Here is an 18,536-nt window from a genome sequence, read left to right as displayed (position 1 = left end):
GGGCATCAAATGACTCGCATCCTGAAAATCCGCAAACGCAATATCGGCGCCGTGAGTGCAGGCGTCTCAGTCGTAACGTTGCTGCTTTACGCGCAGGGCGCGACCGCACAGACCAATCTTCCGCCGATCACCATCGGCGCGAGCGGCGCCGACCGCGAACCCAGTGCTGTTCCCGAATCCCGGCCAAGCGGCGACGTAACTCCAAAGACAAGTCCCATTATCGGCGTTGTCCCGGACTCACCGTCCACGACCTATCGCGTCGATGCCCGCGGGATTCAGCTTGCGACCGGCGGCGGCGGCGCCAATCCGATCCGAGCGGTCGGCTATCTGCCGTCAGTCGACGCGCCGGCGATCGACCCTTACGGACTCGCGAATCTCCCGGGCAGCTTCAAAGGCATACGCATCCGCGGCGAGGTGAGCCAGCACGGCAACAGCATCACGCTCGTCGACGGACTGCCGATCAACGGCATCAATCCTGGTCCAGGATCGACGATGATGATCGATAGCGAAAATCTGTCGAGAATTGATCTCTACCAGGGACCCGTTCCTTCGAACGTCAATTCCTATTTTACGCTACCGGGCGTCATCGACACGCGCATCAGGTGGAGTTCCGACAAATTCGGCGCCGAGGTCTCTCAGTCCGTCGGCTCGGCCAGCTTTCTTAGAACTTTCGCGCGCATCGACTCAGGCGCATTCCTCAACGGCACGACCAAATTCTTCCTGTCCGGCTCCTGGACGGACGCGCACGCCTGGCGTGGACCCGGCAAAGCGCCGCAGGGAAAGGCCGGCTTCGCGGTAGGGATCGAAACGAGGCCGACCGATTTTTTTGAGGCGAAGGTCTTCATCGCCAAGAGCAACTATAACGCCAATACCTACGCCGGCCTGAACTACAATCAGGTGCGCTCCCTCGACGCGAACCGCTTCTACAATTTCCTGCCGGTTTCGAGCAGGATTCCGGCTTTGGCCGTCAATTACTACAATTACAATCTACAATCCTTCGATAGCTGGATGGCGCTCGGCGAATTCACGGTGAAGTTCAACGATGCGATGCGGCTCGTCGTCAAGCCTTATTATTTTCGGGAGGATGGATACTATCTGGACGGCATGGCGAACGGCATGGTTCGCAACTGGCTGATCAATCACGACAGCTTCGGCGTCACGAGCGAACTCCAGGCCCGCATTCTGGAAACCGACGTCACGCTTGGTCACTGGTATGGCGTGCAGAACCTTCCTGGCCCGCCGACGGCATGGAAGATGTACGCGCCAAACGTTCTTGGCGGATTGACGAACCCGAACTGGGCGATCCTCGCTCGGCAGACGGGATCCCATGTCAATAATTCGGCCTATGGCACCGCTTCGCGCGATTTCGGGCCGCTGCATGCGACCGGCGGCGTTCGCTACAATTGGGAGACGATGGCCGGCATCGACGCGCGCACGGCGACGGGACTTGGCGCGTTTCCCTACGACATGGCGCTTGCTCTGTCGCCGAGCGTCATTCCAGCGCGGAGCGTCGACAGCTTCACTGTCGGAACATTTCTGCCCTTTGGCGCGCTGGCCTATGACGTCACGAAAGACTTGCAACTGAGGGTGAGCGCCGGCGGGGGCTATGGCGGACCTTCCTTCGACGTGTGGCCCGCCTACCAGCAAAACTCCGCCACCTTTCTAAGGAACGGAATCAGCGCAAACCAGGTGTGGCGGGCGATGCGGCCGGAAACCTCTGCAATGGTTGACGTCGGCGCTCGTTGGACATTCAATGAATGGATCGGATCGGGATATGTCCAGCCGACCGTCTATTATTCGCGCAATCACAACAAAGCGGTCATCTACGATCCCGGCATCGGAACGCCATATGGCCAGAATGTCGGTGAAAGCGAAAACTACGGCGCCCAGGCGCTCGGGCAATTCTCACCGATCGAGGGAATTGACCTGTTCGGCTCGATCGGCTACCAGCGCGCCGTCTTCGTCCAGGATCTTCCCTCTTTCGCGACCGCGTCCTTGCTCACGCGCTTCAACAATCAGGTGAAAGGACGGCAACTGCCAGACGTGCCCTATTGGATCTCGACGGTGGGCAGCAATTTGCGCGTCCTGGACTTCATCTTCACGCCGATCGTCCACATCGTCAGCTCGCGTTCGGGCGATACGACAGGGCTTCAACCCATCGCTGGCTACGCGACGCTCGACCTCAATTTCGGCTACGAAAGGAACTTCGACTTCGGGACGCTTAACGCCAGTCTTGCGGTGATGAACATCTTCGACACGGCCTATATCGGACAGATCAGCAACGGCTATTATCAGCAGACATCGAGTTCAGGAATTTACTTTCCTGGCGCGCCCCGCACGGTGATGGCGAAAGTCGGTTATCGATTCTAAGAGGGGGAGAGAGCATCCCGGGAAGGCGCGATCGCCGAATCTGAAAAGGCAGAACGACAGTAGATCTGGCGACTTCGCCGACCGCTTCCAGGTCGCCTCTCTGGCTTGGGGGAAACCTAGACTAGCCCTATGGAGGGCGTGCTTAGGCAGGGGGCGCGCTGGTGTGGACGATCGTTCCGACATGCTCGCCGCGCAGTGCGGCCGTAAGTCGACCCGGCACGAGACCGTTGACGACTTGCACATGTTCCAGGTGGCGTGCGGTCCCCATAACTTCGATGAGCGCGCGGTCGAACGGCAGTGCGCCCTCCTGCTTAGCGAGATGCGCGGCGGTTGTCTCGCGGAGAAACTGCGCCTTTTCCCCGCCAGGTCCGTTGGGATCGCTTGTGTACACTCCGTCAACGTCCTCCACGATCGTTAGTCCGGCAGCGCCCAGCGCGTCCGCGAGCAGAAACGCGCCTGTATCGGCCTGGTGGATCGGGATGCGAGACGTCGGGAATTCATGGTGGTGATAAGGAGGAAAAGCGCTGCCGACTACTGCGCGGGCGGCGGACAGGTGGATGGCGAGCTGATTGGCGATGGTAGGGTGCTCCACATAGGAGACCCCCTCCGGAGCAAGTAACGACGCGAGTATGTGGCCGTTCTGGCCGGCCTCGCTTGCGGCAAGCGGGGCGAGCGACCCCACCGGCAGGCCGAGGTCGAGTCCAACGCTGTAGAGATGGTGGGCCCGCACGCCGGCGCCGGTCAGAAGGAGCAGACGATGCTCCGGCAGGAGTTTTCTTATCTCCTCGACGATAGGGAGGATCGCGTCGCGGCCGCGATCCATGATGGATCGGCCGCCGATCTTCACGACCTGTAACCAGGGGAGAAGCCGAATTGGGCGGCCGCCAGCGACGGGGCGGGTGAGTTCGCCATCGAGGAGAGTCTGACGCGCGAGCGGAGAAGCGACGTGCTTGATGCTATCGGCTGCATGGGTCATGGCGGGGGCTCTCAGCGGGCTGTGATGATGGTGCCGACATGCTCTCCGGCGAGCGCGCGGGTCAGGTTGCCGGGGACGAGGCCATTCACGATCTGCACCTCGTGGATGTGGCGCGCAACTTTCAGCAGATCGAGCACGGGAAACTCAAGGATCGAGTCGTGCAGCCCCTGCGCCTTCATTTCGTCGACTGAAATCTTGGAGATGAATTTCGCGTCCTGGGAAGTCTTCGGATTGGCGGTATAGAGGCCCTTCTCGTCCTTCACGAAGACCATCGCCTTGCAGCCGAACTGCTCAGCGAGGAGGAAGCATCCGGCGTCCGTGCGGTAGGGTGGAATGACGCCGTCGGGCGCAGGGCGCGTCCAGAGGCTGTAAGGCGGCATACCGCTGAAAACGACGGCGTTCACTTCGGCGAGGTAGAGCGGCACGGCCGAGAGCCCGGCGCTGGCGACTGCGGAGATGCCATATTTTGCGAGGAGCTGTCCCAGCATCGCGGCGTTCTGATCGGCGACCGAGGAGCCAAGTTGCGTGAGCACGCCAGCCGGCAGATTAAGTCCCGCTGCTATCGAGTAGAGATGCCGGGCTCTTGTGCCGGCTCCGGCCCCGATGAGCAACTGGTGCGACTTGCGGACGGCGACAATCTCATCCACCAAGGGGTAAAGGGCCGCACGGCCACGGTCGATGACGCTTTGCCCCCCGATCTTGATTACCGTCGCGTCTGGGAGAATGCGGTAGTCCGTCGCCGCCTCCGCCGCCGCCAGAAGTTCTGGGTCGGTGAGCGATCGATGCATCAGGAGCGCCTCGAGTTCCCTCGTCGTGTTGGTCATCGCAATGCCTTTCGTCGCTTCCTGTATTGCTTTCCGAGTAACTCGACACAGTTTACGTATCTGCCCAAGGAAAGGGCACGCATGAGCATGACTTGCTTATGGTGCATCCCTATATTCGTCTTGAGAAGGGCCTAATTTCTTCAGGCATCGCCGTGCGGCGCGATGTCGCAAATCCTCGATCGCTTGCGATGAATCGCTCTAGCATCGGCCCGATGAGTTTTGCCGGCTCGCGTCTCGCCGATCGGTTGCCGATGCGCAACCGCTTGGCCGTGGTGTGTGAGTATGATTTCCTCGCCGGCTTCGGCGCGCTGGATAAGCTCGAGAAGCGGCTCTCTGGCTTCGGTCCCGGATATCTTCATCGGCGCCTCATATCGACCAATAAATCGTACAATTTCCTCGCGCGAATATGATCGCTTTCCCAATTTGCCGGGAACGCTAATTAGCGGGCGTTCGAACTGTCCTCTTCATTTAAAGGAGTTTGTTATGCGAAATCTCCGGCTCCTCGGCATCGCCGCCTGCATTGGCGGCGGCGTTATCACCTCTGCGGCCAGCGCACGACCCGTGACGACGGACGAGTGCCTGGCGCGCGGGCTTTGCGCTTATGTCAGCCCGAAAGGTCGCGTGACATGCGGAAAATGCCCTGGCCAGGTAAAGTCAGTCTGGTTCGCCACCCGCGGCCTGGCGACTGCGAAATGCAGAAAGTAAGTTAGATGGCCGAGGCGCGTTCGAAGCTGCAGGAGGCCGCTGCGGTGCTTCAATGGCGCGCCTGACTTCGCAGTTCCTGAAAGGTGGTCTGATCAGAGCTCAGCACAAATGGCGGGCGCTTTGTCCGCGACAGACCGAAGGGATCGCCGCGCATCCGTTCCTTCGTCTGGCTCAGCGAATGCGCAGCTGATTGGCACTCCCAGTCGCCCCCGCGGGTTTGCATGACGGGATTGTAGCTTGCTCCTGGATATAGATAGCAAATCTCGTTCCCCTGCATTCGCCAATACGCCGGCAGAATGACGGAGTTGCCTGGATACCAAAGATAGCTTCGTCCATTGGGCGCATTGTATTCGATCTGCGTGCCATGGCCAGCGTCATAGGTCATGCGCGTAAGACCGGCGAATTGCGCTCTGAGGGTAGACTCTTCGGCGTTCGCGCCAGCGTGAGCCAGAATAATGAGCGCAAACGCGAATAGATAATCTGTAACGGCGCCTTTGAATCTTTTGTAGCCTGCCTTAGGGGCCATTTTGCGCTCCGCGCTAGCTAGCGTATTGGCGAAAGCGGCGCTTCTCTAGGAAAGGGCAAACTGTCGGTATCCAATGAGAAGTTCAGGAATAAGTCGAAGGCTTTTACCATTCGCGTCCGACACAGTAAAATTGAAGCGGTCAGGAGGGGTCGAACTGACAAAAGGCCAAGCCGAGGGATGGCGTTAGCTATGTCTCAGAAGCTATTGATCCGCGCCCTGGCCGTGGCGCTGTCCATCGGCCTTTATCTGGCGCTGGCGATCCTCGGCGCCGGCGGGGTTGACGCCTACTTCGCCAATCCGGCGCGGACGGCGCTTGTCGTCGTCACAATCGCGCTTGGAGGCGCGTCGTTCTTCGTTGGCGGCAATCTCAGTTCCGGCCTGCGCGAGGACCGCGGCAATCGATGGGTCATCGCGGCTTTTTTCGTCATCGGACTTCTCGGCGCCTATCTGCCCGCCTGGGCCGATCGGCAGGGACTGTGGAGATTGGACGGCGACGCCGTGCGCTGGCTCGGCGTCGCGCTGCTCGCGGTTGGCGGGGCGTTGCGGCTGTGGCCGGTCGCTGTGCTCGGGCGCCGCTTCAGCGGCCTCGTCGCCATTCAGCCGGGCCACGAACTCGTCACCACGGGACTCTACAGCCGCATCAGACATCCGAGCTATCTTGGCCTCTTGATCTCGGCGCTCGGCTGGGGGCTAGCGTTCAATACGGCGGTGGGCGTCCTTATGGCGTTGGCGAATATTCCGCCGCTTGTCGCGCGCATGAACGCCGAGGAACGCTTGTTGAGCTCAGAGTTCGGCGTGGCCTATGAGGCCTATCGCGCACGTACGGCGCGGCTCATTCCGGGCATATATTAGCTTGCGAGACTTGGGAGCGGACGGCGCCCGCAGCATTACTACGGTTCGCCAACGCGGCAAAGGGAAACTCATGAAGCGTCTGCTGTCGCGCCTGTTGCTGCTCAGTGGTTTCATCGCGTTCCCCGCGCAGGCGGATGACGTCATAAAGCTCGCGCCCGGCGGCAGCGCGATCTTTACGCTGCAGGAGAATGTCACGACCGGCTATTCCTGGCGCATCGATCAGGCTGCGAGCCGTGATCTCGACATTCTGTCGATATCGGATGGCGGCCGCAGCGGCGGTCGGCGGCGCATGGTCGGCAGCCCCAGCATGCGCCATTGGAAAATCCGCGCGCTCAAACCCGGACACGCCGAAATCGTCTTCGCCTATCAGCGGCCATGGGAGCCCGCGCCCGTTCAAACCCGCAGCGTCGAGGTGGAGGTCGCGCCTTAGAGCAGGTTCCGAAAAAGTTGACAGACTTTTTCGATGAGAACCTGCTCCAACGTTTTGAATTTGAGCGATTCCTTATCGAACACATGATTCCATGTGATCGGGAAGCGCTTGTTCAGGCGTCGCTCTCACGGGTGGATTTCATCGCGTCCTCGAGACTCATCATCGCCGAGCCGGGCTTCGCCGGCTTTTGTTGGCTCTCATGCGGCGCCCAGCCCGACGCCCAGACGATTTCGAAGCTCGCGCGCACGCGTCCGTCGGCGTCGCAGAAGCGCTCGGCGTAGATTTGCGCGGCGCGCGCGACGACGTCGCGCCGCAACGGTTTGCGTGTCCGTTTGACAAGGACGTTGGCGGCGCCCATCGCGCGCAGATCCTTCATCAGCCCAAAGATTGACTCATAGCGCAGCGTGAAGCTGTCGACGTCGGCGACGGGGAGAGCGAAGCCGGCGCGCTGCAGCAGACCGCCCATGTCGCGCACGTCGACGAAAGGCGATACGCGAGGACTTGCGCCGCCGGTGATTTCTTCTTCGGCCTGCGCGAGCGCGGCGCGAAGCTCGACAAGACTGGCGCCGCCGGCGAGGCAGGCGAGGAAGAGTCCATCCGGCGCAAGCATGCGTCGCGCTTGCGCCAGCGCGCCCGGCAGATCGTTGACCCACTGCAGCGACATGCCCGAGACGATCAAATCAAATGAGCCCGGTGCGAAGGGCGGAGCTTCTTCGTCAGCGATGACGTCGCCGGCAAAGCCGCTCGCGCGCAAAGGCCGCGCACGGCCGCTCGCCATGACGGCTTGCGCGAAATGTTCGCTTGGCGAACCGAGATCGAGCGCGCGCGGAAATTCGCGCTTCACCGTCAGCAGGCGATCGAGCAGATCGTCGGCGGCGCGCGTCATCAGGAAATCCGGCGCGCATTTTGACATGGCGCGTGACGTGGCGCGGCGCAAGCGCCGGCGCAGCAGCGCGCGATTAAAAATCTTCGGCGGTCCGGCTGTCTCGCTCATGCCTTATTACCGCGCCCGCGCCAGTTACCCTGCAAGTGCGCAATGCGCACGAATTTCGACGAAAGGATGGCGCAATTTTGAAGCGATGATCTGAGGCGAAGCGGTCGCGACGATAGAACATCCCAAATTATCTTAACGTTAAGCCATAACCTGAAAACGCGAAACGTTTCGACAAGATCGTGGCGAAAGTTAGACTGCCGCCATTCGAGAAGTCGCTGTCGAGGCTTCAATACGTAGGGTGTAGCGTCATGCGTAAACTGTTTGCTTTCTTGCGTCGATCCCATACCGCCAAGTCAATCGGAACGGCAACCGGAACGTCAAGCGGAACGTCCGCCGGAACGCTTCAGGCAGTTTTGATGGCGACAGTCGTCGGACTTGGCGTCGCCGCGCTTCCGCAAGACGCGAATGCGCGCAACATCGTCTCTTTCTCTCCCCACGTCGCTCCCGGCACCGTCGTCATCAGCGCCAGCCAACGGCGGCTTTTCTACGTCGTCGACACCGGAGTCGCCATCAGCTATCCCGTGGCCGTTCCCAAGCGCGGCAAGGAATGGTCGGGCGCGACATCCATCGAGGGAAAATATGTCAATCCCGACTGGGTTCCGCCAGCGGTGGTGAAGGCCGATCACCCGGAACTGCCGAATTTCATTCGTGGCGGCTCGCCGCGCAACCCGATGGGCGTGCGCGCTTTGACGCTCAGCAGCGGCGAAGTGGCGATTCACGGCACGACCCAGAGGATGCGCGCATCAATCGGCACGGCCGCCTCCTACGGCTGCATCCGAATGTTGAACGAGGACGTTTCCGACCTCTACGATCGCGTGAGCGTCGGATCGCCGGTCATGATGACGCGCTAGCCCAGGCGATCCATCAAAAAACGCAAGCCTCGCCCGCGACCGAGCGGACGAGGCTTTTTCGTTCTCCGCGGGCGCTCGCGCCCGCCGTGCGATTTCGTCCTTTATCCAGAGCTTTTTTTGGCGCGCGTGGCTGTGGACGAGGGCGGCTGCGGCATGGACGCAGGCATGCGAATCCCGCAGTCTCCGTCCCGAACACGGTCTGTCGATCGCTTTTTTGGCGTCAGAGTTCTTGCGTGGAGTATAGTGATCGCAAGAGATGATTCGACTTTGAATCAATCGCTTGAAAAGGAGGCGCCCTCACGCCAAGCTCCACGACGCATCGTCGCCTGTCTTTTAGTCGCCGCGTTATGCTGACATTGAGAAAAAGGTTGGCACATGCTGATCGCAACGGAAAAAGAAACGGAACGCGCTGAACATCCGGTGGATGTTGTGGAGCAACTTGCGGCCACCAATGATTGGTCCTTCGATCGAGACGATGAAGACGAGATTTCGATTTCCGTCGCCGGAGCTTGGACGGAATATCACGTCGCTTTTACTTGGCTTCCGCAGCTTGAAACGCTGCACGTCAGTTGCGCTTTCGATCTCAAGGCGCCCGAGCGCAGGCGCGGTGAACTGATGTCGCTCGTCAATGCGATCAACGAGCAGATGTGGATCGGGCATTTCGACTTCTGGCCGAAGGAGGGCGTGGCGATGCACCGTCATGGCCTCATCCTGACGGGAGGGGCGCAGCCCTCGGCGACGCAATGCGCGGCCTTGCTCGACAATGCGCTTCAGGCGTGTGAGCGGCATTATCAAGCCTTTCAATTTGTGCTCTGGGCCGGAAAGAACGCCAGGGAAGCGCTCGCCACCGCCAATTTCGAGACGAAAGGCGAGGCGTGACCGACGCGGGCGGGCTGCGCGGAAAGTCGGTCGCTCTGATCGGCGCCGGAAACATGGGGCTGGCGTTGCTCGAAGGCTGGGCGGCGCAGAATTTGCTGGGCGCAGCGTCGATCGTCGAGCCGCAGCCCTCCCAGCGGCTGCAGGAGTTGTGCGCGGCGCAGGGCTACGCGCTGAACGGCGCGGCGGCTCCCTGCGACGCCGTGGTTCTCGCCGTTAAGCCGCAGGCGCTGGACGCGGGAGCCGCGGCGGCGGCCCCTTTCGTGGCGCGCGACTCCGTTGTCGTGTCGATCCTCGCCGGCAAGCGCATCGCGGACGTCGCCGCGCGCCTGCCGACGCAAGCCGTGGTGCGCGCAATGCCCAATACGCCGGCGGCGATCGGGCGCGGCGTCACCGGCGCCTTCGCCAGCGCGGCGACGAGCGCGCCTCAGCGGGCGTTTTCCGACGCATTGCTGAGCGCGGTCGGCGGCGTCGAATGGGTCGATGACGAGGCGCTCATCGACGTGGTGACGGCGGTTTCCGGATCGGGTCCCGCTTATGTCTTCTATTTCGCCGAATGCCTTGCCGCCGCCGGCGCCGAAGCCGGCCTGCCGGCCGACCTGGCGGCGCGGCTCGCCCGCGCCACGGTCGAAGGCGCCGGCGAACTGATGCGCCGACAGCCCGAGACAGGCCCTGACGAATTGCGCCGGCGCGTGACCTCGCCAGGCGGCACGACGGCGGCGGCGCTTGAGGTTCTTGAGGCGCCGGAGGGCCTCGCCGCGCTGATGCGCCGCGCCGTAGCTGCGGCGAAGCGCCGGGCAGGGGAACTTTCCGGTTGAGACGGCGCACGCCTTGTCCCGCGGCCCGGCGACAATAGAATACTACTAGAAAATTCCTTCGGACCTGGAGACAGATATGACCAGCGGCGGCTCCCGCGACCGAGTGATCGATGCGACGCTTCGGCTCGCGACGCGGCGAGAGTTCAGCGACGTGACGCTCACCGATATCGCCCATGAGGCCGGCATCTCGCTTGCCGATCTGCGCGAACTTTTCCCGTCGAAGGGCGCAATCATGGGGGCATTCTCTCGGCGCATCGACCGGGAGGTTCTTGACGCGGCGCCCAAGGAAGCCTCGCACGAACCCGCGCGCGAGCGGCTCTATGATGTTTTGCGCCGCCGGCTCGATTCGCTCGAACCGCATCGTGAGGCGCTGGCGAGCGTCGGCCGCTGGGCGGCGCGCGATCCGCTCACCGCCGCGGCGCTCAACCGCGAAACCGTGAACTCGATGCGCTTCATGCTGGAGGCGGCGGACATCGACAGCGAGGGCCCGGTCGGCTCGCTCAAACTGCAGGGGTTGGCGCTGGCTTGGAGCCGCGTGCTCGAGGATTGGTTCGCGGGCGATATTCATGACGCGCTGTCGACGCTCGATCGCGAACTCACGCGCGGCGAGCGCTACGTCGATCGGGCGGAGGATCTCGCGAGACTGACGCGGCCCTTCTATTCCTTCGCGCAAAGCCTGTTTGGCTGGCGGACGCGACGTGGGCGCGATTACCACGACGACGACAGCGGCTATCCCCACGCGCGCGCGTGATTGGGTAGAGTTCTAAAGCGGGAGACTGGCCGTCGCGCGCAAGCCGCCGAGCGGGCTGCGGTCGAGCGTAATGTCCCCGCCATGGCCGCGAGCGATGTCGCGTGCGATGGCGAGGCCCAGACCCGAATTTCCGTCGTTCTGGCTGCGGGATTCGTCAAGCCGATAGAACGGCCGGAAAGCGTCCTCGCGACGCTCCAGGGGGATGCCGGGCCCGTCGTCGTCGATATGCACGGTCATCATCGCGCCGTCATTAATCACTGAGAGTTCGATCCGGGCGCCGTAGCGCTGCGCATTGCCGACGAGGTTGGCGAGCAGCCGCTTAATCGCCGCCGGCCGCGCGACGATCGTCGGATCGCCCTCAATCTTCACGGACGCCGCGAGACCGCGCTTCTCGGTGTCCGCCTTCAGTTCGTCGAGGATGGCCGCGATATCGGTGGGGGAGGACGTTTCGTCGCCGTCGCCGCGGGCAAAGGCGAGATAGGCCTCGACCATGCGCTCCATCTCGTCCACATCCTTGCGCATTTCGGCGGCTTCATGCGAGTCGCTCATCAGCGCGAGCGAAAGCTTGAAACGCGTAATGATGGTTCGTAGATCGTGCGAAACGCCATTGAGCATCGTCGTGCGCTGCTCGATCGCCCTTTCGAAACGGCGTTTCATGTCGAGGAAGGCGGCGCCCGCCTGACGCACCTCGCGCGCGCCGCGCGGACTGAATACGATATTGCGGCCTTTGCCGAACTCCTCGGCGGCGCGGGCCAGCCGCAGGATCGGCCTGATCTGATTGCGCAAAAAGGAAGTGGCGATGGCGAGGATGATGACCGAGGCGATCGCCATCCACATGAAGAAAATATAGGAGTTGGAGGCGTATGCATGCGTGCGCGTGGCGAGCATTCTCAACGTCGCGTCATTGAGCGCGACGCGGATTTCGATCAGGCTGCCGGGAAGCGCGGTGTTGATCCAGAAGGGCTCCTTAAGTCGGCGCGAGAGCTCCTTCGTGAGCGCTTTGTCGAGCAGCGAGAACAAGGACGACTTTGGCGCCGGCCCAGGCAAGTCCTGCTTGGGGAGAACCGCAACCTCCATATTGAGATCGAAGGCGGCGATGCGGCGCAGTTGCGCGTGATCCGGCTCGTCCGGGAACGTCTGATAGATATCGACGAGCGCCGCCACTTGCCGGGCCATCCCAGCGGAAAGACGGTAGGTCACGACCTCCCAATGCCGCTCCATGAAGACATAGGCCACGGCGGACTGGAGGAGCACGACCGGCAGGATCACGATCAGCAGCGCGCGGGCGTAAAGCCCTTTCGGCATGCGGTCATGCAGCCAGTTGGCGAAACGCCGCCACAGATTGCGGGGCGCGGCGAGAACTTCCGGTAAGACGGCGGTCATCGTGACGACTCTATCATTTCAGCGGTTGGCGCGCAGCGGGTCGACGAGCAGACGGTAGCCGTGGCCGCGCACTGTCTGAAGATAGCGCGGCGCATTCGGCTCGGTCTCGATCTTGCGCCTCAATCGGGCGATCTCGACATCGACGCTGCGCTCGCTTGCGCTTCGTGCGGGATCACGGTGCGCCAAAGTTTGGCGCGAGACAATGGCGCCGCCGCTTTCGGCCAGCGCCCGCAACAGATCGCGCTCGCGCGTCGTGAGTCGGACCGGCGCGCCGTCGTGCAGCAATTCGCCGCGCGACGGATCGAAGACAAAATCGCCAAAGCGCTTTGGCCCCGCGGGATCCGCGCGCCGCGCGCGGCGCAAGATGCTGGCGATGCGCAGCGACAATTCCCGCGGATCGAAAGGCTTGGCGAGATAGTCGTCGACGCCGGCTTCAAGCCCTTCGACGCGGTCCGCCGTCTCGGTAAGCGCCGTCAGCATCAGGATGGGCGCGGAGCGCAGCGGTTCAGCGCTCTTGCGCAGCCGCGTGGCGAAGGCCGTGCCGCTTTCGCCAGGCATCATGACATCCAGAATGATGAGATCGAAGGCGATGTCGCGCATTCTGACGCTCGCCTCCCTCGTGTCGGCTGCAGCGCTGACGAAATAGCCCTCTTTCATCAGATAGCGCGACAGCAAGGTGCGAATGCGCTGATCGTCGTCGACGACGAGAATATGCGCCGCTTTCGCGTTCGGCGCGGAGCGCTGCGGAAAGACCGTCATGTCGCGGCGCCGGCTGCCTTCGCGCATGCAAGATGCGCTCGAACGCGCTCACGCTCGCCGGAGTCGATCATCGCGAACAGGAATTTTGAGGCGCCGCCGCGCGCCGCAGGCGGGAGCTCGTCCATGACTTTCAGGAAACGCGCTGATTGCAGCGCCGCCAGATCACGCGCGAGCGTCGTGCCCTTTGGGGTCGGATAGAGAAGGCGCTGGCGGCGGTCGACGACGCCGGCGCGCGCCTCGACGAAGCCCGCCTCAAGAAGTTGTTTCAGCACGCGGTTCAGGCTCTGCTTGGTGATTCTCAATATATCCAGCAGTGCGGCGATGGTGAGGCCAGGGCGACGGTTGACGAAATGGAGCACACGGTGATGCGCCCGTCCGAACCCATAGTTCTCGAGCAGCCGGTCGGCGTCTCCCACGAAGTCACGGTAGGCGAAAAAAAATAATTCCACGAGTTCGAGAGCGTCGCCGTCGCCTGCGGCGGCCGCCGCTTCTGCGGCCGCATTCCGCCAAGCGGCGACGCCGGGCGGCTCGGAGATTTTTCTCGCTACGAGTTCATCCACGCTATTTATTGCCTGACGTTTTGGCGCGCGCTATTTACGTCAACTATATTGACATAAATCTGACCGATAGCTAGTGCTGACCAAGCGTCGCAGCGCCTTGTTTGGCCTCTCGATCGCGTCTTCCCGGAGTTCGCCATGTCGCTTCCGCCCTTCGATCAGCGCGACGGATTCATTTGGTACAATGGTGCGCTCGTTCCGTGGCGCGAAGCAAAGCTTCACGTTCTCTCGCATGGGCTGCATTACGCGTCTTGCGTCTTCGAAGGCGAGCGCGCCTACGGCGGAACGATCTTCAAATCGCGCCAACATTCCGAGCGGTTTCAGGCGTCCGCGCGGATCCTCGATTTCGAGATTCCCTACAGCGTCGAAGAGATCGACGCCGCAAAGCATGAGACCGTAAAGGCCAACGGCCTCTCGAACTGCTATGTGCGTCCGGTCGCCTGGCGCGGCAGCGAAATGATGGCCGTCGCGGCGCAGAATTCGACGATCAACGTCGCAATCGCTGTTTGGGATTGGCCGAGCATGTTTGATGTCGAGACCAAGATGAAAGGCATCAAGCTCGACATCGCCGAATATCGGCGGCCCGATCCGCTGACGGCGCCCTCGATGGCGAAGGCGGCAGGTCTTTATATGATTTGCACCATTTCGAAGCACCGCGCGGAGCGGCGCGGCTTTGCCGACGCGCTGATGTACGACTGGCTCGGCCGAGTCGCCGAATGCACGGGCGCAAATGTCTTTTTTGTTCAGGACGGCGCGCTGCATACGCCGATCGCCGATTGTTTCCTTGACGGCATCACCAGGCGCACGGTGATCGACCTCGCGAAGAGACGCGGCGTTGAAGTCGTCGAACGCCGGATCATGCCTGAGGAACTGGCGTCGTTTTCGGAGTGCTTCATCTGCGGCACCGGCGCGGAAGTGACGCCGGTTTCCGAGGTCGGCGTCTATCGCTTCACGCCAGGCGAGCTTTCGCGCGCGCTGATCGAAGACTATTCGCGCGAGGTGGAGAAGCAGCCTTCGCCGGCGGCTTGAGCGCGACTCTGCGCGCGCCCCCGCGCGCGAGGGCGATTCAAAAGCGGTCAGCCGCTCATTCGCGCCTTGATCGCGTGTTCCGCGAGAGTCTTGCCGAGCGACCAGACGGCGGAAGGCGCCTTGTGCGCGTCTGCGATGACGGCGTCGAAGGATTGCTCGATCCAATCGCAATCTTCATCGGAAATCGTGAGCGGCGGCAGCAGCTTAATCGTGTGATTGCCGTGTCCGGCCACTTGCGTCAACACTTTATGATCGCGAAACAGCGGGATGGAGATGAGCTGGCAGAACAGGCCTGAATTCACCGTCTCCAGGAGATTCCAGGCGGCCTTCAGTTTGAACGACTTCGGCGGCCCGAACTCGATTCCGATCATGAGGCCCTTGCCGCGCACGTCGGCGACAAGCTCGTAGCCGCCGGCCATCCGTTGGAACGATGCGAGCAGACGGTCGCCCGTCTTGGCCGCATTCTCGATCACCCGCTCGTTCTTCAGCACGTCCAGCGTCGCCACGCCGGCAGCCATAGCGAGATCGTTCTTGCTGAAGGTCGAGCCGTGCACGACGGCGCGATCCATGCGGTCGAAGACCTTATCGAAAATCCATTTACGCGTGAGCACCGCTCCGACCGGCACATGGCCGCCGGAAAGCGCCTTTGCGACAACGACCATATCGGGTTCGACGCCCGGGTAGTGATCGATGGCGAAGAACCGGCCCGTCCGGCCCACTCCCGTCTGAATTTCGTCGGCGACGAACAGCGTTCCGTATTTGCGGCAGAGCGCCTGCGCGCCGAGGAGATAGCCCTCTTGCGGAATGTTGACGCCCTTGCCCTGGATCGGCTCGACGAAGAAGGCGGCGACGTCGCGCCCCGCCAGAGCGCGTTCGAGCGCGTCGAGATCATCGAACGCGACCTCGCGCGCGTCCGGCAGCAGCGGTCCAAAACCTTTCTTGAAAATTTCGTCGCCGTTCATTGACAGCGAACCATAGGTCAGGCCGTGAAAGGAATGCGCGCAGTGCAAGATCCCGGCGCGACCCGTCGCGGCGCGCGCGAATTTAATCGCCGCTTCAACCGCCTCGGCGCCCGAATTGGCGAAAAAGACCTTTTCCAGCCAAGGCGCGTAGCCGAGCAACTTTTCCGCGAGAACGCCGGCCAGAACTGAAACGTCAAGTTGCACGAGATTGGCGAGTTCGCCGTCGAGCACGCTGACGAGCGCGTCGCGCACCGCCGGATGGTTGCGTCCGAGCGCGAAGACTCCCCAGCCGCTGAGGAGATCGAGATAGCGGTCGCCCTTGCGGTCCCACAAATACGGCCCAAGACCCCGGGTGAAGCCAACGTCATAGCCGATCGTCTTGAGAACGCGCACCCACATTTCATTGAGGTGTTTTGTATGCAGCGAAAAGCGATCGCTCTCGCGAGCCGCCGCAAGCGCGGCGAGGTCATAGCGAGGATCAATTCGCGCAGAACCGCTGTGAGTAGCGTGAACACTCATGGGCGCGCTCGCTGGCGCGGTCGACGAATGGGTCATTGGCGGCGCTCCAACCGAGGAAAAGGCGGGCGGGCGACAGGGCGCGCGACGCTCGCCGGTTTCCGATTGCGCGCCCGGGGCGCGTTTGTCAAATCCCCGCCAATGTGGCGCAGGGGCCACAGGTTCAAAGATTTCGGGCGTCTCCGCTGATTTTTCCGCGACAGAATCCGCGTTTATTGCGCAATATCGCTGCGTGCGTCGTCGCGCGCGCACGCATGTTTCAGTTTCAGCGACAAAGGCTTCGCCAATTCGCGCGGCGACGGAGCGCGTATCCACAGACATTCGCTAGTGTACAAAAAATGCCGGTTGGATGGCGCGCCGCGGGTGTTATCTTGTTAAAAGTGATTCATGAGCGACGCGGGGTGATTCGCGCTTCAGGATAATCGCCAGCGCGCGCCAGTCGAATGCTCTGGATCAGCACGGGGAGTTGGTCGGTGAGCGCTAAAGTGACTTTTCAGGATGATTTGACGGCGAGCGCGACAGAATCCGATGAGACCGGTCTCGAATTGGTCGAAGTCGCGGGACGGATTAAATGGTTCGATGTCGCCAAGGGCTACGGTTTCGTGGTGCCCGACGACGGCACCGACGATATTCTCCTGCATGTCACCATTCTCCGCCGCAGCGGTATGCAAACGGCCTTTGAAGGCGCGCGCGTCGTCTGCGAGGCGCAGAAGCGCGTCAAGGGCATGCAGGTCTTTCGCGTCATCGCGATGGACGAAACCACCGCGGTGCATCCGTCACAATCATGCGCCGGGCGCACCCACGTCCAAATTGTCCCGACAAGCGGCTATGAGATCGCCATCGTCAAATGGTTCAACCGCATGAAGGGATTCGGCTTCCTGACGCGCGGCGAAGGCACCGAAGACATTTTTCTGCACATGGAGACGGTGCGCCGTTACGGCATGACCGAACTCAAGCCCGGCGATAGCGTCCTCGTGCGTTACGGCGGCGGTCCCAAGGGTCTGATGGCGGCCGAAGTGCGGCCGCTCGACGCCAAAAGCGTTCCGTCGCACTGAAGACATCGATGCTGCGCAAGGCTCTTTGGAGCCAACCCGAATGAGAGCGGCGCAAATCCTCCGCACAATGATCATGTCGCTCTTGCTGGCGCTGGTTGCGTCGACAGTCGCGCGGGCCGAGCCCGCGGTTGAAATCATGCGCATCGTGACGGCGACGGGGGAGCATGACTTCAAAGTCGAAGTTGTGGACACGCCCAAGGCGCGCGCCCGCGGCCTCATGTTCCGCAAGTCGATGCCCGCCGATCACGGCATGCTGTTCGAATTCAAGGCCGAGGGGCCTGTTTCGATGTGGATGAGAAATACTTACATTCCGCTCGACATGGTTTTTATCGGGCGCGACGGGCGGGTGGTGAGCGTGGCCGCCGACACGACGCCGATGTCGGAACGCATCATCACTTCGCCTGCGCCAGCTTATGCGGTGCTGGAGCTGAACGCCGGCGCCGCGCGGAAAATATCGCTCGCGCCCGGAGACCAGGTGCGGCACCGCATGTTCAAGCGATAGTCGCATTCCCTTGTGAGGGGCGGCCGTGCGTGGTAGCGAATTTCGAGCGAGGGCAGGGCCGCCAGAGGCGCGGCTTGGTCCGGCGGGGTATAGCGCAGCCAGGTAGCGCGGAAGTTTTGGGTACTTCAGGTCGCAGGTTCGAATCCTGCTGCCCCGACCAGCGCGAAGACCGCCGCGCGCCGCTCTCATGACGCGTCTACGAACGCAGCCAAGAACGAGGCCATATGACCGCACGCATCTATCTTCCGGCGCCAAGCGCCACTCAATCCGGTCCGGGGTCGGACATGTGGCGGCTTGACTTCGAGCCGGAGCTGCCGCGCAGCATCGAGCCGCTCATGGGCTGGACGAGTTCGGCTGACATGCGCCAGCAGGTCAGGCTCAATTTTCCCACCAAGGAGGAGGCGATCGCCTACGCCGAGCGCAATGGGCTCCGCTATCGGCTCGAGGAGCCCAAGCCTAATCTGGCGGCGCGGCGCGGCGCATCCTATTCAGATAATTTCAAGACCAGCCGCATCGGTCTCTGGACGCATTGAGGCTGTTTCGGCCCCGTAGCTCAGCCGGATAGAGCAACTGCCTTCTAAGCAGTAGGTCGCAGGTTCGAATCCTGCCGGGGTCGCCATATATGACTCCCCTGTCGGGCGTTGCTGGCGCCGCGTTGGCCGAACTGATACGGTCCGCGGCGAAAGCTGCGCCGTCGACGGCTCCGTAGCTCAGCTGGATAGAGCAACTGCCTTCGAAGCAGTAGGTCGCAGGTTCGAATCCTGCCGGGGTCGCCAGTCGAAGTTTAGTAGACGGGGACG

21 protein-coding genes and 3 tRNA genes are annotated in these 18,536 nt (G+C 62.2%); 15 read left to right on the top strand and 9 right to left on the bottom strand.

Annotated elements, in window-relative coordinates; genetic code table 11:
* The first annotated feature begins 9 nt into the window (after window positions 1-9).
* Window positions 10-2,370, top strand: a complete 2,361-nt coding sequence (locus tag ACR65T_RS03365; protein ID WP_434495158.1) for a TonB-dependent receptor — start codon at window positions 10-12, stop codon at window positions 2,368-2,370.
* Between the two features lie 142 nt (window positions 2,371-2,512).
* On the opposite strand, the gene ACR65T_RS03360 is transcribed toward ACR65T_RS03365, so the two are convergent.
* The 3 genes from ACR65T_RS03360 to ACR65T_RS03350 form a co-directional block, all read right to left on the bottom strand.
* Window positions 2,513-3,346 carry a molybdenum storage protein subunit alpha gene (locus tag ACR65T_RS03360; RefSeq protein ID WP_434495157.1) on the bottom strand — a complete coding sequence of 278 codons (834 nt, stop codon included), beginning with the start codon at window positions 3,344-3,346 and terminating at the stop codon, window positions 2,513-2,515.
* An 11-nt stretch (window positions 3,347-3,357) separates the two neighbouring features.
* Window positions 3,358-4,170: a uridine kinase gene (locus ACR65T_RS03355; RefSeq protein ID WP_434495156.1), complete on the bottom strand. Its 813-nt coding sequence runs from the start codon at window positions 4,168-4,170 to the stop codon at window positions 3,358-3,360.
* 109 nt (window positions 4,171-4,279) lie between these two features.
* Complete coding sequence (locus ACR65T_RS03350) at window positions 4,280-4,375, bottom strand: hypothetical protein (RefSeq protein WP_434495179.1); 96 nt, start codon at window positions 4,373-4,375, stop codon at window positions 4,280-4,282.
* Here ACR65T_RS03350 and ACR65T_RS03345 point away from each other — a divergent pair.
* On the top strand, window positions 4,359-4,580 hold the full coding sequence (locus ACR65T_RS03345) for a hypothetical protein (protein WP_434495181.1): 222 nt from the start codon (window positions 4,359-4,361) through the stop codon (window positions 4,578-4,580). The genes ACR65T_RS03350 and ACR65T_RS03345 overlap by 17 nt on opposite strands.
* A gap of 344 nt (window positions 4,581-4,924) precedes the next feature.
* Here ACR65T_RS03345 and ACR65T_RS03340 read toward each other — a convergent pair whose 3' ends face one another.
* Entirely contained in the window at window positions 4,925-5,401 is a 477-nt protein-coding gene (locus tag ACR65T_RS03340; RefSeq protein WP_434495155.1) for a hypothetical protein, read from the bottom strand.
* Window positions 5,402-5,590: 189 nt separating this feature from the next.
* Here ACR65T_RS03340 and ACR65T_RS03335 point away from each other — a divergent pair, with 189 nt between their 5' ends.
* Together ACR65T_RS03335 and ACR65T_RS03330 are read left to right on the top strand one after the other, a co-directional pair.
* A complete protein-coding gene (locus ACR65T_RS03335) occupies window positions 5,591-6,253 on the top strand; it encodes a methyltransferase family protein (RefSeq protein WP_434495154.1) in 663 nt (220 codons plus the stop codon).
* A 70-nt stretch (window positions 6,254-6,323) separates the two neighbouring features.
* Window positions 6,324-6,683 (top strand): protease inhibitor I42 family protein, encoded by a 360-nt coding sequence (locus ACR65T_RS03330; RefSeq protein ID WP_434495153.1) that lies wholly within the window; start codon window positions 6,324-6,326, stop codon window positions 6,681-6,683.
* 112 nt (window positions 6,684-6,795) lie between these two features.
* On the opposite strand, the gene ACR65T_RS03325 is transcribed toward ACR65T_RS03330, so the two are convergent.
* On the bottom strand, window positions 6,796-7,677 hold the full coding sequence (locus ACR65T_RS03325; protein ID WP_434495152.1) for a methyltransferase domain-containing protein: 882 nt from the start codon (window positions 7,675-7,677) through the stop codon (window positions 6,796-6,798).
* 356 nt (window positions 7,678-8,033) lie between these two features.
* On the opposite strand from ACR65T_RS03325, the gene ACR65T_RS03320 reads away from it, so the two are divergent.
* The 4 genes from ACR65T_RS03320 (at window position 8,034) to ACR65T_RS03305 (ending at window position 10,973) form a co-directional block, all read left to right on the top strand.
* Window positions 8,034-8,528, top strand: coding sequence for a L,D-transpeptidase (locus ACR65T_RS03320; RefSeq protein ID WP_123177579.1), 495 nt, complete (start codon window positions 8,034-8,036; stop codon window positions 8,526-8,528).
* Between the two features lie 375 nt (window positions 8,529-8,903).
* Window positions 8,904-9,407: a YbjN domain-containing protein gene (locus ACR65T_RS03315; protein WP_018408237.1), complete on the top strand. Its 504-nt coding sequence runs from the start codon at window positions 8,904-8,906 to the stop codon at window positions 9,405-9,407.
* Entirely contained in the window at window positions 9,404-10,222 is an 819-nt protein-coding gene (gene proC / locus ACR65T_RS03310) for a pyrroline-5-carboxylate reductase (protein ID WP_434495151.1), read from the top strand. The genes ACR65T_RS03315 and proC overlap by 4 nt, the downstream gene beginning before the upstream one ends.
* A gap of 76 nt (window positions 10,223-10,298) precedes the next feature.
* Window positions 10,299-10,973 (top strand): TetR/AcrR family transcriptional regulator, encoded by a 675-nt coding sequence (locus ACR65T_RS03305; RefSeq protein ID WP_434495150.1) that lies wholly within the window; start codon window positions 10,299-10,301, stop codon window positions 10,971-10,973.
* Between the two features lie 12 nt (window positions 10,974-10,985).
* Here ACR65T_RS03305 and ACR65T_RS03300 read toward each other — a convergent pair whose 3' ends face one another.
* From ACR65T_RS03300 to ACR65T_RS03290, 3 genes are read right to left on the bottom strand one after another with little or no spacing between them, the layout of a single operon-like run.
* Window positions 10,986-12,356: an ATP-binding protein gene (locus ACR65T_RS03300; protein ID WP_434495149.1), complete on the bottom strand. Its 1,371-nt coding sequence runs from the start codon at window positions 12,354-12,356 to the stop codon at window positions 10,986-10,988.
* An 18-nt stretch (window positions 12,357-12,374) separates the two neighbouring features.
* On the bottom strand, window positions 12,375-13,142 hold the full coding sequence (locus ACR65T_RS03295; RefSeq protein ID WP_434495148.1) for a response regulator: 768 nt from the start codon (window positions 13,140-13,142) through the stop codon (window positions 12,375-12,377).
* Window positions 13,112-13,675: a MarR family winged helix-turn-helix transcriptional regulator gene (locus ACR65T_RS03290; protein ID WP_434495147.1), complete on the bottom strand. Its 564-nt coding sequence runs from the start codon at window positions 13,673-13,675 to the stop codon at window positions 13,112-13,114. The genes ACR65T_RS03295 and ACR65T_RS03290 overlap by 31 nt, the downstream gene beginning before the upstream one ends.
* A 135-nt stretch (window positions 13,676-13,810) precedes the next feature.
* Between ACR65T_RS03290 and ACR65T_RS03285 the strand changes: the two genes are divergently transcribed.
* On the top strand, window positions 13,811-14,701 hold the full coding sequence (locus ACR65T_RS03285) for a branched-chain amino acid aminotransferase (RefSeq protein WP_434495146.1): 891 nt from the start codon (window positions 13,811-13,813) through the stop codon (window positions 14,699-14,701).
* A 47-nt stretch (window positions 14,702-14,748) separates the two neighbouring features.
* Here the strand turns inward: ACR65T_RS03285 and ACR65T_RS03280 are convergent, their stop codons facing one another.
* Window positions 14,749-16,182 (bottom strand): aspartate aminotransferase family protein, encoded by a 1,434-nt coding sequence (locus tag ACR65T_RS03280; RefSeq protein ID WP_434495145.1) that lies wholly within the window; start codon window positions 16,180-16,182, stop codon window positions 14,749-14,751.
* A 440-nt stretch (window positions 16,183-16,622) separates the two neighbouring features.
* On the opposite strand from ACR65T_RS03280, the gene ACR65T_RS03275 reads away from it, so the two are divergent.
* The 6 genes from ACR65T_RS03275 to ACR65T_RS03250 all read left to right on the top strand — a co-directional run bounded on the left by ACR65T_RS03275 (window position 16,623) and on the right by ACR65T_RS03250 (window position 18,512).
* Window positions 16,623-17,234 carry a cold-shock protein gene (locus ACR65T_RS03275; RefSeq protein ID WP_434495144.1) on the top strand — a complete coding sequence of 204 codons (612 nt, stop codon included), beginning with the start codon at window positions 16,623-16,625 and terminating at the stop codon, window positions 17,232-17,234.
* A gap of 40 nt (window positions 17,235-17,274) precedes the next feature.
* Window positions 17,275-17,736, top strand: a complete 462-nt coding sequence (locus ACR65T_RS03270) for a DUF192 domain-containing protein (RefSeq protein ID WP_434495143.1) — start codon at window positions 17,275-17,277, stop codon at window positions 17,734-17,736.
* Window positions 17,737-17,819: 83 nt separating this feature from the next.
* Window positions 17,820-17,896 (top strand) — tRNA-Pro (locus ACR65T_RS03265).
* 64 nt (window positions 17,897-17,960) lie between these two features.
* Window positions 17,961-18,269 carry an ETC complex I subunit gene (locus ACR65T_RS03260; RefSeq protein WP_434495142.1) on the top strand — a complete coding sequence of 103 codons (309 nt, stop codon included), beginning with the start codon at window positions 17,961-17,963 and terminating at the stop codon, window positions 18,267-18,269.
* Window positions 18,270-18,278: 9 nt separating this feature from the next.
* Window positions 18,279-18,355, top strand: a tRNA-Arg gene (locus tag ACR65T_RS03255).
* Between the two features lie 80 nt (window positions 18,356-18,435).
* Window positions 18,436-18,512, top strand: a tRNA-Arg gene (locus ACR65T_RS03250).
* Window positions 18,513-18,536 lie beyond the last annotated feature (24 nt).

The sequence above is a fragment of the Methylocystis sp. genome (genome assembly GCF_051061285.1).
Classification (GTDB): Bacteria; Pseudomonadota; Alphaproteobacteria; order Rhizobiales; family Beijerinckiaceae; genus Methylocystis.
The sequence above is the reverse complement of the archived record's forward strand: the minus strand, read 5'-3'. Positions and strand labels throughout refer to the sequence as shown.